The sequence below is a fragment of the Xanthomonas massiliensis genome (genome assembly GCF_900018785.1).
GTDB classification, from domain to species: Bacteria; Pseudomonadota; Gammaproteobacteria; order Xanthomonadales; family Xanthomonadaceae; genus Xanthomonas_B; species Xanthomonas_B massiliensis.
In genome coordinates, this window is sequence record NZ_FCOY01000007.1 from 1065579 (window position 1) to 1080442 (window position 14864).

A 14864-nucleotide genomic window follows, 5' to 3' on the forward strand; every position below is an offset into this window, starting at 1 on the left:
TGTCCGACAGGGGACTCGCCACATGCCGATGCTTTCCAGTCCAAGGCGCCCGACGCGCTGGGTCGCCGCCGGCCTGATCCTGGCCGCGCTGGCCGCCGCCAGCTGCCAGCGCAACCGCGAACTGGCCGGGCAGGCCGCCGAGCCGGCGCAGGCGATACGCCAGCTGGCCCGCCACCTGCACGACAACGACCTGGTCGGCTACGCCCGCGCGGCGGTGCCGCCGGACCAGTACGCGCAGCTGGAATCGGCCTGGCGCGACGGCCGCAGCCGCTGGCCGCTGACCGAATTCCCGCTGGCCGAGCGCGTGCCCGGCCTGCTGGCCGGGCTGGCCGCGCCCGGCGCGGAGACGCGGCTGATGCGCGCCTACGATGCCCAGTTCGCGGGCCAGAACGCCGCCCTGCGCCAGGCCGCGCACTCGCTGACCCAGTTCGGCGTGCAGTACCTGCGCAACCAGGGCGACTACGACCCCGGCCAGCGCGACTACTACGTGCAGCTGGTCACCGCGCTGGGCCACTGGGCCGAGCGCGCGCCGCTGGGCGACCGCGCCCGTGCCCAGGCCGCGATCGCGCGCCTGGCCGCAGCCGCGCGCCGCACCGGCCTGGACACTCCCGAACGCCTGCAGGCCGCGGGCATGGAGGAGAGCCTGCGCCGGCTGGGCCCGTTCCTGGCCGAGTTCAAGCAGGTGCTGGCCAGCTACGACCTGGACCTGGACCAGACCCTGCAGGCGCTGGACGCCGGCCAGGCGCGGCGCGACGGCGATACCGCCCAGGTGCGCGTGCGCTATCCGCTGGCCGGCAGCGAGATCGAATTCGACCAGGCCATGGTCCAGCGCGGCCACGGCTGGTACCGGGCCAGCACGCTGCAGGCGGTGGCCGCGCTGTTGCGCCAGGCACGCCCGGCCACGGCCGGACCGCCCGCGCCCGCTGGGTCATAATGGCGCCGATGCCAGAACAGAATCCGCTTCCCTTTCCCGACGAGCAGCCCCGGGACGCGCGCCCTGCGCAGGATCCCGTCGCCGCCGGCGACGCGGTCCCGGCGGTCGCCGGAAGCGGTGCGCGCGCGGTCGTGCGCGGGCGCCGGCCGCTGTGGGCACGCCTGCTCGGGCGCATCGCCGACCCGTGGCTGGGGCTGAAGATCGAGCCGGAGGATCCGCGCCAGTACGACACCCCGCCGGTGGTGTACGTGCTGGAGGACTACGGCCTGTCCAATGCCCTGATCCTGGACAAGGCCTGCCGCGAGGCCGGCCTGCCCTCGCCGCTGGTGCCGCTGCCGGGCGATCCGCTCGGCCGCAAGCGCGCCTACCTGGCGCTGTCGCGGCGCAGCTCCACCAACGCGCTGATCCCCGAGCAGCGCGGCGCACGCACCCACTCCGACTCGCTGGCGCGGCTGCTGGCCGCCCATCGCCTGCACCCGGAGCTGGACGTCAAGCTGGTGCCGGTGTCGATCTTCGTCGGCCGCGCGCCGGACAAGCAGAGCGGCTGGTTCGCGGTGCTGTTCTCGGAGAACTGGGCGCTGGTGGGCGGCTTCCGCCGCCTGCTCGGCGTGCTGCTCAACGGCCGCGACACCATCGTGCGCTTCTCCGCGCCGATCCGCGTGCGCGAGATCGTCGCCGAGGGCGAGGCCGAGGGGCTGGACCCGGAACGCACCCTGCGCAAGCTGCAGCGCGTGCTGCGCACCCATTTCCGCCGCATCCGCGAATCGGTGATCGGCCCGGACCTGTCCACCCGCCGCCTGCTGGTGGACAAGGTGCTGGAGTCCGAGCCGGTGCGCGAGGCCATCGCCGCCCAGGCCAAGCGCGACAACACGCCCATGGCCGAGGCGTGGAAGAAGGCCCATGCCTACGCCTGGGAGATCGCCGCGGACTACTCCGCGCCGGTGGTGCGCTCGGCCAGCTTCCTGCTCAGCCACGTGTGGAACCGGATCTACGCCGGCGTGCTGGTGCACCACCTGGAGAAGTTCAAGGACGCCGCGCCCGGGCACGAGATCGTCTACGTGCCCAGCCACCGCAGCCACATGGACTATCTGCTGCTGAGCTACCTGCTGTACGAGCGCGGCATCGTGCCGCCGCACATCGTGGCCGGCATCAACCTCAACCTGCCGGTGGTGGGCACCCTGCTGCGCAAGGGCGGGGCGTTCTTCATCCGCCGCTCGATCCGCGGCAACGTGCTGTATTCGGCGGTGCTCAGCGAGTACGTGGCGCAGCTGGTGGCTGGCGGCTACTCCATCGAGTACTTCGTCGAGGGCGGGCGCTCGCGCACCGGCCGGCTGCTGCGGCCCAAGGGCGGCATGATCGCCATGACCCTGCGCGCCTACCTGCGCGCGCCCAAGCGCCCGGTGCTGTTCCAGCCGGTGTACATCGGCTACGAGAAGCTGATGGAGGGCGCCAGCTACCTGGACGAGCTGTCCGGCCGGCCCAAGCAGAAGGAATCGATCTGGGCGCTGCTGTGGGGCATCCCCAAGGTGCTCAAGCAGAACTACGGCCAGGTGGTGGTCAACTTCGGCGAGCCGATCGCGCTGACCGACGTGCTGTCGCAGCAGGCGCCGGAATGGCACGGCGAGGCCGTGGCCGAGGACGAGAAGCCGGCCTGGCTCTCGCACACCGTGGACACCCTGGCCGAACAGATCCAGGTGCACATCAACGGCGCCGCCGACGTCAACCCGATCAACCTGCTGGCGCTGGCGCTGCTGTCCACCCCCAAGCACGCCATGGGCGAGGCCGACCTGATCGCGCAGATCGCCCTGTGCAAGACCCTGCTGGTGGACATGCCCTACTCGGACCGGGTCACGGTCACCCCGCACTCGCCCGAGCGCATCATCGCCCACGCCGAGCACATCGGCGTGCTCACCCGCATCCAGCACCCGCTCGGCGACGTGCTCGCCGTCAGCGGCGACACCGCGGTGCTGATGAGCTACTTCCGCAACAACGTGCTGCACCTGTTCACCGCGTCCTCGTGGGTGGCGTGCTGCTTCCAGAACAACCGCCGCATGAGCCGGGCCACGCTGGTGCGGCTGGGCCGCAGCGTGTACCCGTTCCTGCAGGCCGAGCTGTTCCTGCCGTGGAGCGAGGACGAGTTCGCCGCGCGCATCGAGCACACCATCGAGGTGTTCGTGCGCGAGGGCCTGCTGCAGCACGTGGGCGAGGACGACGGCGGCATGCTGGCGCGCAACACCGGCCAGACCGACGAGGTGTTCCGCCTGCGCGCGATCGGCCACTCGCTGCAGCAGGCGTTCGAGCGCTACTACATCACCATCTCGGTGCTGGTGAAGAACGGCCCGGGCACGCTCGGTGCCGCCGAGCTGGAAGGCCTGTGCCAGCAGGCCGCGCAGCGGCTGAGCCTGCTGTACGCGCCGGCCGCGCCTGAGTTCTTCGACCGCAGCCTGTTCCGCGGCTTCATCCAGAAGCTGCGCCAGCTCAAGCTGGTGTGGCCGGACGAGAACAGCAAGCTGGTGTTCGACAAGCGCCTGGACGCCTGGGCCAAGGACGCCAAGTTCATCCTCGGCCGCGAGCTGCGCCACACCATCGAGCGGGTCAGCCCGGAGGCCAAGGCCGAGCCGCCGCCGGCGGCGGACGAACCGCCGGCACTGCCGCCGCCGGCCGCGCCGGAAGCCTGACCCGCCACCGCGCCACGCGCGGTGCGTCGCGGCGGCGTGGCTGGAGGCACCGTTCCTCCGCCGCTGTCCAAGGCAGCGGGCAGGGATGGCGATGAAGCACCGGCGACGGCGGGGCGTCGCAGGCCGTCGCCGGCGCGGTCGCTGGCGGCACCGGGGACCTTCGGCAATCGCCGCGGCGGGATCGACGACGGTGACTGCCGCGTCGGCCAGGCGGCGCCACCGAGGTGTCGCCTTCCCGGCAGCGCGGCAGGTCGAGGAACAGCACCTCGCCGACCGTGCGCACCCGGCCAGGCCGACCAGGCCGGGCCCGCTGGATGCACCCGCAGCGTGGCACCGGCATCGCGACGGACGGGGTCGCACCGCCGGGCCACGCCCGCATGCCACGCCGGCGCCGACGCCCGCGGGGGGGGGAGTGCCACCCAGCGATCGCGCGGCCGTCCGGCGGCCGTTGACCCGATGGTCCCGCCCCCCGGCCGGCAGGGGAGCAGCCGCACGCTTCCGGCCTGCCTCATGATCGGACCAGCCCGGCGACGGCATCGTGCCGATGGGGCAACAAGCACCGCGGTGGCCTCGATGGCCGCCGGCGGCACGGCCGGCATCGCCGCGTTCGTCCTTCGGCCATCGCCATCGCGCACCGGCGAAGATGGCCACGCGTCAGCCGAGGCGGGTGGCAACGCCGGTCCGCGGCCATGGCTTCGGAACCATTGCGGCGCGCGACGCTTCCCGTTCCTCCGGCACATCCCCGTCCGCCGCCCCGGGGCGGGCCCATCGGCCGCCGTGCCGGGAGACGGCGCGAAGCCGGGAACCGCGGTCCCGGCATCTTCCCGCCGCCCCAGCCACGCCACTGCGCCGGCATCGGTCCGTGGGCAGCCGCTCCGGGACCATCGGCATTGGCATGTGCCGCGCCGGATCGGCGACACTTCCGGCATTCCGTTCCGAACCACGAGGTCCGCATGCATCCCTGGTTGCGCCGCAAGTCCATCGACGGCATCGCCGAACACGAGCCGGACCGGCAGCTGCGGCGCACGCTGGGCTGGCCGCACCTGGTCGCACTGGGCATCGGCGCGATCGTCGGTACCGGCATCTACACCCTGATCGGCGTGGGCGCGGACAAGGCCGGGCCGGCGGTGCTGCTGTCCTTCGCCGCCGCCGGCCTGGTATGCGCCTGCGCGGCGCTGGCCTATGCGGAGATGGCCACCATGATGCCGGCCGCCGGCAGCGCCTACACCTACAGCTATGCCGCGCTCGGCGAGATCGTCGCCTGGGTGGTGGGCTGGAGCCTGATCCTGGAGTACTCGCTGGTGGTCAGCACGGTGGCGGTGGGCTGGTCGGGCTATGCGGTGGGCTTCCTCAGGGGGCTGGGCGTGGACCTGCCGCTGGCCCTTACCGCCGGGCCGCATGCCGGCGGCGTGCTCAACCTGCCGGCGGTGGCCATCACCTTCCTCGTCGCCGCGCTGCTGATGCTGGGCACGCGCGAGAGCGCCACGCTCAACGCGATCCTGGTGGCGGTCAAGCTGGTGGCGCTGGCGGTGTTCGTGGCCATCGCCCTGCCCCACTTCGACGCGGCCAACCTGCACCCGTTCATGCCCTACGGCTTCGCCAAGTCGGTCGATGCCGGCGGCGTGGAGCACGGGGTGATGGCCGCGGCGGCGATCATCTTCTTCGCCTTCTACGGGTTCGACGCGATCTCCACCGCGGCCGAGGAGACCCGCAACCCCGGCCGCGACCTGTCCATCGGCATCGTCGGCTCGATGGTCGGCTGCACCCTGATCTACGTGCTGGTCGCCGCCGCCGCGGTCGGCGCGCTGAGCTACACCGTGTTCGGCAAGAGCGCCGAGCCGCTGGCGCTGATCCTGCGCGAGCTCGGCCAGGGCGGCGCGGCCAAGGTGATCGGCGCGGCGGCGGTGATCGCCCTGCCCACGGTACTGCTGGCGTTCCTGTACGGGCAGAGCCGGATCTTCTTCGTGATGGCCCGCGACGGGCTGCTGCCGCGCGGGCTGTCCAAGGTCAGCGCGCGCACCGGCACGCCGGTGGCGATGACCGCGGTCACCGCGGTGCTGGTGGCGGCGCTGGCCGGCGTGGCGCGGCTGGACGAGATCGCCGCGCTGGCCAACGCCGGCACCCTGGCCGCGTTCACCGCGGTGGCGCTGTGCATGCTGGTGCTGCGCGTGCGCGAGCCGGGGCGCACACGGCTGTTCCGCACCCCGCTGGCCTGGGTGGTCGGCCCGGTCGCCATCGCCGGTTGCGCGTACCTGTTCTGCAGCCTGCCGGCCACCACCCAGCGCTGGTTCGCGCTGTGGAACGGGCTGGGCATCGTGGTCTACCTGCTCTACGGACGCCGCCACAGCCGGGTGCAACCGGCGTGACCCGGCAGGAGTTGCGCCAGGCGCTGGTATGGACCGTCCGCTACGGGCTGACCGCGCTGCTCGGTTTCTACTTCGGCATCGCCATGGGGCACGGGCTGCACAGCCCGTCCGCGTCCATCGGCGCGCTGTGGTGCGCGATCGCCGGCATGACCACGCTGCAGACCACCGCCGAGGAGACCTGGTCGGCCACTCGCGCCCAGCTGCTGGGCACCTTCACCGGTGCAGTGATCGCCGCGGTGTACCTGTCGCTGCTGCCGTTCAGCGCGGGCGGACTGGCGCTGTGCGTGGCCGCCACGGTGCTGGTGTGCCGGCTGTCGCGCTACGCAGACAACGGGCGCCAGGCCGCGGTCAACGTGGCGGTGATCATGGTGATCTCCAGCCTGCACCCGGACCTCAACGCTTTCGCCAACTCGGCGCTGCGCTTCGCCGAGGCCTGCGTAGGCACCGCCATCGCGCTGCTGATGACGCACCTGTCCAACAGCCGCCAATACCTGCACCTCTGGCGCGCGCGGCGCCGCGGGCGCCGCGAATGAGTGCCGGCCGGCGGGCGCGGCACACGGTCCCGTGCGGGCCGCGATGATCCCGGCACGCTTGCCGCAACGCAACGCGAGGAACCGCCCGATGACGAGCACGGCCCTGCTGGCCTCGGCGCTGGCGTTGGCCGTGCCGGGGACCGGCCTGTCCGCCTGCAGCGGCCCCGCCGCCGCGCCGGCGGCGGATGCCGACACGGCGTAGGCACGCACCGCGGCGGTCGTCGCCGCGGCCGATGCCTTCCCGGCCTCGCTCGATGCCGGCCAGCGCGCCAAGGTGCAGTTCGACTTCGATCTGCACCAGGCCCCGGCAGCGGCCCGGTTCGCGCGCAGCCCGCTGCCGGCGGGCCGACCGCCCGGTGGCCCGGATGCACCGCCCGCCTGGCCGGGACCGGGACCGGGACCTGGCGCGAAGGATGGCGGCGATGCGCACGCGGCAGACGGAAACGGTCACCCGCCAGGCGGACCGGCGGGCGGCGGCCCCGGCATGGGGCCGGGCGACGATTTCGTCGGCGAGCGCTACGGCCAGGCGGTGTGGTCCAACTATCCGCTCAGCGATGTGCCGCGCCCGGGCCTGGCACTGGGCAGCCTGGACGCGACCCAGCGCGCGGCGGCCATGCACCTGTTGCAGATGCTGCTGAGCCCGCAGAGCTACCGCAAGGTGCTCGACATCATGGGCTCGGACCAGGCCCTGTCGGAGACCGGCACCCACTTCGCCTCCGGAACCGACCAGTACACCCTGGGCCTCTTCGGCCAGCCGGGCAGCGACGTGCCGTGGATGGTCCAGTTCGGCGGCCACCACCTCGGCCTGAACGTAGTGATCGCCGGCGAGCACGGCGTGCTCACCCCGACCCTGACCGGCGCCCAGCCCTCGGTCTACAAGGCCGAGGGCCGCACCGTGCGCGTGCTCGCCGGCGAGAACGACAAGGCCTTCGCCCTGCTCGACGCGCTGGACGAGGACCAGCGCAAGCAGGCGATCCTGGACTACCGGGTGGACGACCTGGTGCTCGGCCCCGGCCATTCGGGCGAGACCATCGTGCCCGAGGGGCTGCAGGCCTCGCGCATGAATGCCGACCAGCGCAAGCGGCTGCTGGCGGTGGTCGCCGAATGGGCCGGAATCGTGGACGCGGCCTACGCGCAGCCGCGGATGGCGCAGATCGAGGCGGACCTGGACCAGACCTGGTTCGCCTGGAGCGGGCCGACCACCCACGCGCCGGACCGCAACGGCAGCGCCTACTACCGCATCCAGGGCCCGCACCTGCTGATCGAGTTCTCGCCGCAGGGCGTGGGCGGGGATCCGACGATGCACGTGCATACCGTGTACCGCGACCCCAGCAACGACTACGGGCGCGCGTTCACCGCGCAATGAGGCCGGCGCGCGCCGGCGCCGCGCTTGTCGCGCTGCTGCTCGGCCTGATCGCGGCGGCGCCGGCGCCGGCGCACCGGCTGGACGAGTACCTGCAGGCGGCGACGCTGGACCTGGGCAGCCGGCACATCGACCTGCAGCTGCGCCTGGTCCCGGGCGTGGATGTCGCCGCGCAGGTGCTGGCCACGCTCGACGCGGATGGCGACGGCCGGCTCTCCGACGCGGAGCGGCACGCCTGCGTGGAGCGAGTGCGGCGCGACCTGGTGCTGGCGGTGGACGGCACGCCGCTGCCATTGCGCCTCGTCACCGCCACCTTCCCCGAGCCGGCGGCGATCACCCAAGGCACCGGCGAGATCGTGCTCGGCTTCGAGGCCGGCCTGCCGCCGGGCCCGGGCGAGCGCGCGCTGACCCTCACGCACGCGCATCCCGATCCGGATGCGGTCTACCTGGTCAATACGCTGGTCCCGCGCGAACCGGGCATCGCGGTGCTGGCGCAGCGGCGCAGCGCCGACCAGGCGTCCTACCGGCTGGCATTCCGCACCGATGCGCCGCCCGCCGCGGTGGCCCCTGCACCGGGCGACAGCGGTCCGCCGGTACTGCTGACCTACTTCGTGCAGGGCGTGCGCCACATCCTCGGCGGCTACGACCACCTGCTGTTCGCCTGTGCGCTGGTGCTGGGCGCGGCCACGCTGCGCGAGCTGCTGAAGGTGGTCACCGCGTTCGTGCTGGCGCATTCGCTCACCCTGGTGCTGGCGACGCTGGGACTGGTGCACCTGTCCGCGCGCGTGGTCGAGCCGCTGATCGCGGCCAGCATCGTGTTCGTGGCGCTGCAGAACCTGCTGTGGCCACGGGCCACGCACGGCCGCGGCCGGCTGGCGGTGGCGTTCGGCTTCGGCCTGTTCCACGGGCTGGGGTTCGCCGGCGGCCTGACGGCGCTGATGCAGCACCTGCCGCATGCGACACTGGTACGCGCCATCCTCGGCTTCAGCCTGGGCGTGGAGGGTGGCCACCTGCTGGTGCTGCTGCCGCTGTTCGCGCTGCTGCAGGCCCTGCAGCGGCATGGCGGCGCGCAGGCGCCCACGCGGCTGCGGACGATCAGGCGCCTGGGCTCGGCCGCGATCGCCGTCGCCGGCACCGGGTACCTCGGCCTGGCGCTCACCGCGGCGACCTGAGCCGCCGCCGGCCGCACGCGCTTGCGCCGATCACGGCCGGGCCACACCCTGCGGCAAGGCGCAGGCCGGGCGCGGCCTCAGGCCAGCGCGCCGGGCGATTTCAGGTAGCGCTCGCGGATCGCCTTGGCCGACCAGTAGGTCAGCGCGGCCACCAGCCCGGTGGGGTTGTAGCCCAGGCCCTGCGGGAATGCCGAGGCACCGGGCACGAACACGTTGTGCACGTCCCAGCTCTGCAGGTAGCGGTTGAGCACGCTGGTGGCCGGGTCGGTGCCCATGATCGCGCCGCCGTTGAGGTGGGTGGTCTGGTAGCTGGTGGTGTCGAAGTGCTCGCCGTAGTCGCGCACCAGCACGCGCGTGGCCTTGGGGCCCATCGCCCGGGCGATGCCGTGCAGCTTGTCGGCCATGAACCGCGCCATGCGCGTGTCGTTGTCCTTCCAGTCGAAGGTCATGCGCAGCAGCGGCTGGCCGTAGGCATCGGTGTAGGTCGGGTCCAGGCTGAGGTAGTTGTCGCGCCAGCTCATGTGCGCGCCGTGCGCGTCCATCGACACCGTATGGGTGTAGTGCTCGGCCACCGCGTCCTTCCACGCGCTGCCCCAGCCGGGCACGCCCTCGGGCAGGGCGATGCCGCCGATCGGCTTGACCCCGGCCTGGTTGACCCACATCGGCGAGCCGCCGACGAACCCGTGCGGGCCGTGGTCGAAGTGGTCGGCGTTGAAGTCGTCGATCGCCACCCCGTTGCCGCCGGCGCCGATGAACTCGTTGCTGTGCACGTCGCCGGCGAAGAACGCCTTCACCGTGGCCATGTTCTGGTAGGCGAAGTTGCGCCCCACGGTGCCGGTGCCGCTGGCCGGGTCGTACGGGGTGCCGATGCCCGAGAGCAGCAGCAGGCGCACGTTGTGGAACTGGAACGCCGAGACGATGACGATATCGGCCGGTTGCACCGTCTCGCGTCCCTGCGCGTCCACGTAGGTCACGCCGGTGGCGCTGCGGCGGTCGGCCGCCAGGTTCACCCGCAGCACCTCGCTGTGGGTGCGCAGCTCGAACAGCGGCGACTGGCGCAGCGCCGGCAGCACGTTGACGTTGGGCGAGGCCTTGGAATAGTTGTAGCAGGCGTAGCCGCTGCAGTAGCCGCAGAAGTTGCACACGCCCATCTGGCAGCCGTACGGGTTGGTGTACGGGCCGGAGGCGTTGGCCGAGGGCATGTCGTAGGGGTGGTAGCCCAGGCCCGCGGCGGCCTCGAAGTAGCGCTGTGCCGAGACGGTGCGCTTCTGCGCCGGCAACGGGAAATCGTCGGAGCGCCCGGGCGCGAACGGGTTGCCGCCCCTGCCCTGCCCCACCACCTGGCCATTGACCGACCACGCCGTGCCGGAGGTGCCGAACACCTTCTCGGCGAAGGCGAAGTGCGGCTCCAGTTCCTCGTAGCTGACGCCGAAGTCCTGGATGGCGATGCCCTCGGGCAGGAACGCCTTGCCGTAGCGCTCGAGGTAGTGGCTGCGCAGGCGCAGCTCGACCGGATCGACGCGGAAGTGCACGCCCGACCAGTGCAGGCCGGCGCCGCCGACGCCGTCGCCGGGCAGGAACGCGCCGAGCTGGCGGTACGGCAGCGCGGTGTCGCCGGGAGCGTGGCGGATGGTCACGGTGCCGCGCGAGAGGTCCTGGAACAGCTTCTTGCGGATGCTGTAGGTCAGCTCGTCGAGCGTGCCCGGATAGGCGCCGTCGGGCTGGGTGTCGCGCATCGCGCCGCGCTCCAGCGCCACCACCGACAGCCCGGCCTCGGTCAGCTCCTTGGCCATGATCGCCCCGGCCCAGCCGAAGCCGACCACCGCCACGTCCCGCTTCGGCATCACCCGCGCCATCGCCTCAGCCCCGTTGTCCGTCGATGGAGACCGGCGGCAGCGGATAGGCCGCGTCGCGTTCCACCCAGTCCATGAAGTCCGCGCGTGCGCCGGGGAAGCCGATCAGCTTCCAGCCGGCCAGGCCGTGGTTGCCGCCATGGCGCGGATCGCAGAAGAAGCCCTCCCGGGTATTGGCCAGCAGCAGGGCGAAGAACGCCTTGGCCGGTACCTGCGCGAACCCGGCCGTGCCCGCCTCGAACGCGCGCAGGGCCTGGTCCTGCAGGTCCGCGGACAGCGCGGCGAAGGCCTGGCCGTGGCGGGCCCGGGTCCAGTGCTCGGCATCGGCGATGCCGAGCCGGTAGACCTCGCGCGGCACCAGCCGCGACTGCCAGCCCAGGGTGGCCGGGGCATCGGGCTGGAACGGACCCTGCATGTACCAGCGCCGGCCCGCGGCCCACGGCGTGGCCATCTGCCGGTCGATGTACTCGGGCACGCCCGCTTCCAGCGCGCCCGGCCCGCGCGCGTCGGCCGGGATCAGCCGCGCCACCGCGGCCTGCAGGAATGCCCATTCGGTGGCGGAGAAGAACGTGGGCCGGTAGCTACCGCCGGCGGACGCGGAAGATGCCGACCCGCCGCCGCCGCAACCGGACAGGGCGAGGGCCGGCGCCGCCGCCAGCGACAGGCCCAGGAACTGCCGGCGATCGACCGTGGGGCCGGTGCGTCCCGGCGACGCCTCGTCCCGCTCGACCTTGTCCATATGCACGTGCTCCCGATGTGCGGCGGGCGGTGCGCCGGGACAGCGCACCGCCCTGCCTGTGCCCTACTTCTTCGGTGCCACCGCCAGCGCATCGTCCTCGGCGACGTGGTTGCTCGCCGGGTCCAGCGTGGCACGCACCTTGGCCACCTGCGAGGCGGTCACCGCCGGCGCCTTGTTGCCCCAGCTGTTGCGCAGGTAGGTGGCCAGGGTCGCCACTTCGGCATCGTCCAGGCGCCAGGCGAAGCCGGGCATGCCCAGGTTGGACGGACGCGTCTGCGTCGGCGGCATGCTGCTGCCGGCCAGGATCAGGCGGATCACCGAGGTCGGGTCCTGGGCCAGCACCGTGGCGTTGCCCTCGATCGAGGGGAACACGGTGGCGTAGCCCTTGGCGTCGGTACGGTGGCAGGCCGCGCAGTTGTCCACGTACAGCTCGGCGCCGCGGCTGTCGTTGATGCCGGCCTGCAGGGCCTTGGCGGTGGCGTCGCTGGCCGTGTAGGACGCCGTCTCCGGCGTGCTCGCCGGCAGCGTCTTCAGGTACGCGGCGATCGCGTGCAGGTCGTCCTCGCTCAGGTGCTGGGTGCTGTGCTCGATCACGTCGCCCATCGGCTGGCCGATCACCGCGGCATGCGGATTGCGGCCGGTCTTGAGCAGGTCGACGATGTCCTGCTCGCTCCAGCGGCCCAGGCCGGCGCCGCTGTTGCCGCGCAGGGACACCGCGCCCCAGCCGTCGATCACCTGGCCGCCAGCCAGGTAGTCGGCGCCGGACTCGTCGAGCGCCTTCTCCTGCAGGGTCGGCGCACGCGGGGTGTGGCAGCTGCCGCAGTGGCCGGGGCCCTGCACCAGGTAGGCGCCGCGGGCGATCTTCGGATCGGCATAGCGCGCCGGGTCGAAGGCGACCTTTTCCGGGTCGGGGGCGAAGGTCTTGCGCCAGATCGCCAGCGGCCAGCGCATCGACAGCGGCCAGACGATGTCGGGCTTGCGGTTCTCCGCCTTGACCGGCTCCACGCCGTGCATGAAGTAGGCGTACAGCGCCTTGACGTCGTCGTCGTTCATGCGCGCGTAGGACGGGTACGGCATCGCCGGGTACAGGGTGCTGCCGTCGGCGGCGATGCCGTGGCGCAGCGCGCGGTCGAACTGGTCCAGCGTGTAGCCGCCGATGCCGGTGTCCGCATCCGGGGTGATGTTGGTGCTGTAGATCTCGCCGATCGGCGAGGCGATGCCCAGGCCGCCGGCGAAGGGCTTGCCGCCGGCCGCGGTGTGGCAGGCGGTGCAGTCGCCGGCGGCGGCCAGGTAGCGGCCCTTCTCGATCAGCGCCGGATCGGCGGTGCCGGCCGCGGCCGGGATGGCCCGGGTGTGGGTGGGCACGAAGGCGTAGACCAGCGCGGCCACGAACACGACCACGGCGACCAGCACGAGGGTGAGGAGGATCTTCTTCATGACAGGGTCTCCTTACGCCTGCACCAGCGGGCCGGGGTTCTTCAGGTACAGCTCGCGGATCGCCGCGGCCGCCCAGTAGGCCAGGCCGCCGACCAGGCCGGTCGGGTTGTAGCCGTTGTTCTGCGGGAAGGCGTTGGCGCCGATCACGAACACGTTGGGCACGTCCCAGCTCTGCAGGTAGCGGTTGAGCGCCGAGGTCTTGGGGTTGTCGCCCATGATCGCGCCGCCGCAGGTGTGGGTGCTCTGGTAGTTGGTGATGTTGTAGTGCGTGCCCGGCTTCTTGGCATCGCCCGACAGCGCGATCGGATCGAGCACCTTGCTCATCTGCATGGCCTTGTCGACCAGGAACTGCGAGGCCTTGATCTCGTTGTCGTGCCAGTCGAAGGTCATGCGCAGCAGCGGCCGGCCGAAGGCGTCCTTGTAGGTCGGGTCCAGGCTCAGGTAGTGCTGGCGGTAGGACATGCACGCGCCCTGCACCTCGTAGTAGAACGAGTGCCGGAACGAATCGGTGATGGCCTGCTTCCACGGGCTGCCCCAGCCGGGCGTGCCGGGCGGGACGTTGATGCCGCGCACCGGGCCGGACCCGGGCTGGCGCGCCCAGATGATGCCGCCGCCGACGAAGCCGGCCGCGGCATTGTCCAGCTGCTTGCCGTTGAGGTCGTCCATGGTGGTGCCGGCGCCGCCGTTTCCAATGAAGCCATTCGCCTGCACGTCCTTGCCGAAGAACAGCACCACGCGGTTGAGGTTCTGGTAGGAGTAGTTGCGGCCGATGGTGCCGGTGTTGGTCTCCGGGTCGTACGGCGTGCCGATGCCGGAGACCAGCATCAGGTGCACGTTGTACAGCGAGAACGCGCACAGCAGCACCAGGTCGGCCTCCTGCACGGTCTCGCGGCCCTGGGCGTCCAGGTAGGTCACGCCGGTGGCCTTCTTGCCGGTGCCGTCGAGGTTGACCTTGAGCACCTGCGAGTGGGCGCGCAGCTCGAAGCGGCCGCTGCGGCGCACCGCCGGCAGCACGCACACGTTGGGCGTGCCCTTGGAGTAGTTCAGGCAGCCGTAGTCGCTGCAGAAGCCGCAGAAGTTGCACGGCCCCATCTGGCAGCCGTACGGGTTGGTGTACGGGCGCGAGGCATTGGAGGCCGGGATCGGGTACGGGTGCCAGCCCATCTCGCTGGCGGCCTTGTAGAACCATTCCGCGCCCAGGTAGTTCGGGTTCGGCGGCAGCGGGTACTCGCCGGAGCGGGCGCCCTCGAACGGGTTGCCGCCCTGCTGGATCTGGCCGCCGAGGTTGCCGGCCTTGCCCGAGGTGCCGCAGATCTTCTCGAACATGTACAGGTGCGGTTCCAGCTCCTCGTAGCTGAGCGGGAAGTCCTGGATGGTCATGTCCTCGGGGATGAACTTCTTGCCGTAGCGCTGCTCGACGTTGCTGCGCAGCTTCAGGTCCTCCGGCAACGGCCGGAAGTGGCAGCCGGACCAGTGGCTGCCGGCGCCGCCCACGCCGGTACCCGGCTTGAACGAGCCCATCTGCCGGTACGGCACGGCGATGTCGGACGGGCTGTGGCGCACCGTCACCGTCTCCTGCTGCAGGCTCTGCAGGTAGCGCCGGTGCACCGAGCCTTCCAGTTCGTCGACCACGCGCGGATAGGAGAAGTCCGGCTGCGTGTCGCGGTCCGGGCCGCGCTCCAGGGCGACCACGTTGAGGCCTGCGTCGGTCAGTTCCTTGGCCAGGATCGAGCCGGTCCAGCCCAGGCCGACGATCACCACGTCGGTCTTCGGTTTCACGTTGGCCATG

Annotated in this window: 10 protein-coding genes; 6 read left to right on the plus strand and 4 right to left on the minus strand. The window is 72.1% G+C overall.

Going from position 1 to position 14864, the window contains the following annotated elements:
* Positions 1 to 28: 28 nt before the first annotated feature.
* The 6 genes from BN3794_RS14860 to BN3794_RS14885 all read left to right on the plus strand — a co-directional run bounded on the left by BN3794_RS14860 (position 29) and on the right by BN3794_RS14885 (position 9046).
* Positions 29 to 934 carry a hypothetical protein gene (locus BN3794_RS14860; protein ID WP_066098968.1) on the plus strand — a complete coding sequence of 302 codons (906 nt, stop codon included), beginning with the start codon at positions 29 to 31 and terminating at the stop codon, positions 932 to 934.
* Positions 934 to 3612, plus strand: coding sequence for a glycerol-3-phosphate 1-O-acyltransferase PlsB (gene plsB / locus BN3794_RS14865; protein WP_066098529.1), 2679 nt, complete (start codon positions 934 to 936; stop codon positions 3610 to 3612). Before BN3794_RS14860 ends, plsB begins: the two co-directional genes overlap by 1 nt.
* Positions 3613 to 4565: 953 nt before the next feature.
* Positions 4566 to 5978: an amino acid permease gene (locus tag BN3794_RS14870; RefSeq protein ID WP_066098531.1), complete on the plus strand. Its 1413-nt coding sequence runs from the start codon at positions 4566 to 4568 to the stop codon at positions 5976 to 5978.
* Positions 5975 to 6511: an FUSC family protein gene (locus tag BN3794_RS14875; protein ID WP_066098533.1), complete on the plus strand. Its 537-nt coding sequence runs from the start codon at positions 5975 to 5977 to the stop codon at positions 6509 to 6511. Before BN3794_RS14870 ends, BN3794_RS14875 begins: the two co-directional genes overlap by 4 nt.
* Positions 6512 to 6995: 484 nt before the next feature.
* Positions 6996 to 7877, plus strand: coding sequence for a DUF3500 domain-containing protein (locus BN3794_RS14880; RefSeq protein WP_201455286.1), 882 nt, complete (start codon positions 6996 to 6998; stop codon positions 7875 to 7877).
* The gene (locus BN3794_RS14885) at positions 7874 to 9046 is read left to right on the plus strand and encodes a HupE/UreJ family protein (RefSeq protein WP_066098535.1); all 1173 of its coding nucleotides are present in this window, start codon (positions 7874 to 7876) and stop codon (positions 9044 to 9046) included. Before BN3794_RS14880 ends, BN3794_RS14885 begins: the two co-directional genes overlap by 4 nt.
* Positions 9047 to 9123: 77 nt before the next feature.
* Here BN3794_RS14885 and BN3794_RS14890 read toward each other — a convergent pair whose 3' ends face one another.
* From BN3794_RS14890 to BN3794_RS14905, 4 genes are all read right to left on the minus strand, one after another.
* Positions 9124 to 10890, minus strand: a complete 1767-nt coding sequence (locus tag BN3794_RS14890) for a GMC family oxidoreductase (protein ID WP_236493273.1) — start codon at positions 10888 to 10890, stop codon at positions 9124 to 9126.
* 16 nt (positions 10891 to 10906) lie between these two features.
* The gene (locus tag BN3794_RS14895) at positions 10907 to 11638 is read right to left on the minus strand and encodes a gluconate 2-dehydrogenase subunit 3 family protein (protein WP_066098539.1); all 732 of its coding nucleotides are present in this window, start codon (positions 11636 to 11638) and stop codon (positions 10907 to 10909) included.
* Positions 11639 to 11701: 63 nt separating this feature from the next.
* Complete coding sequence (locus tag BN3794_RS14900) at positions 11702 to 13075, minus strand: cytochrome c (RefSeq protein WP_066098540.1); 1374 nt, start codon at positions 13073 to 13075, stop codon at positions 11702 to 11704.
* Between the two features lie 12 nt (positions 13076 to 13087).
* Positions 13088 to 14863, minus strand: a complete 1776-nt coding sequence (locus tag BN3794_RS14905) for a GMC family oxidoreductase (RefSeq protein WP_066098541.1) — start codon at positions 14861 to 14863, stop codon at positions 13088 to 13090.
* Position 14864 lies beyond the last annotated feature (1 nt).

What these genes read in the sequence shown, in the direction of transcription:
- BN3794_RS14905 (WP_066098541.1), bottom strand. Translation starts at nt 14,863, where the DNA reads ATGGCCAACGTGAAACCGAAGACCGACGTGGTGATCGTCGGCCTGGGC.
- plsB (WP_066098529.1), top strand. Translation starts at nt 934, where the DNA reads ATGGCGCCGATGCCAGAACAGAATCCGCTTCCCTTTCCCGACGAGCAG.
- BN3794_RS14895 (WP_066098539.1), bottom strand. Translation starts at nt 11,638, where the DNA reads ATGGACAAGGTCGAGCGGGACGAGGCGTCGCCGGGACGCACCGGCCCC.
- BN3794_RS14880 (WP_201455286.1), top strand. Translation starts at nt 6,996, where the DNA reads ATGGGGCCGGGCGACGATTTCGTCGGCGAGCGCTACGGCCAGGCGGTG.
- BN3794_RS14870 (WP_066098531.1), top strand. Translation starts at nt 4,566, where the DNA reads ATGCATCCCTGGTTGCGCCGCAAGTCCATCGACGGCATCGCCGAACAC.
- BN3794_RS14885 (WP_066098535.1), top strand. Translation starts at nt 7,874, where the DNA reads ATGAGGCCGGCGCGCGCCGGCGCCGCGCTTGTCGCGCTGCTGCTCGGC.
- BN3794_RS14900 (WP_066098540.1), bottom strand. Translation starts at nt 13,075, where the DNA reads ATGAAGAAGATCCTCCTCACCCTCGTGCTGGTCGCCGTGGTCGTGTTC.
- BN3794_RS14860 (WP_066098968.1), top strand. Translation starts at nt 29, where the DNA reads ATGCTTTCCAGTCCAAGGCGCCCGACGCGCTGGGTCGCCGCCGGCCTG.
- BN3794_RS14890 (WP_236493273.1), bottom strand. Translation starts at nt 10,890, where the DNA reads ATGCCGAAGCGGGACGTGGCGGTGGTCGGCTTCGGCTGGGCCGGGGCG.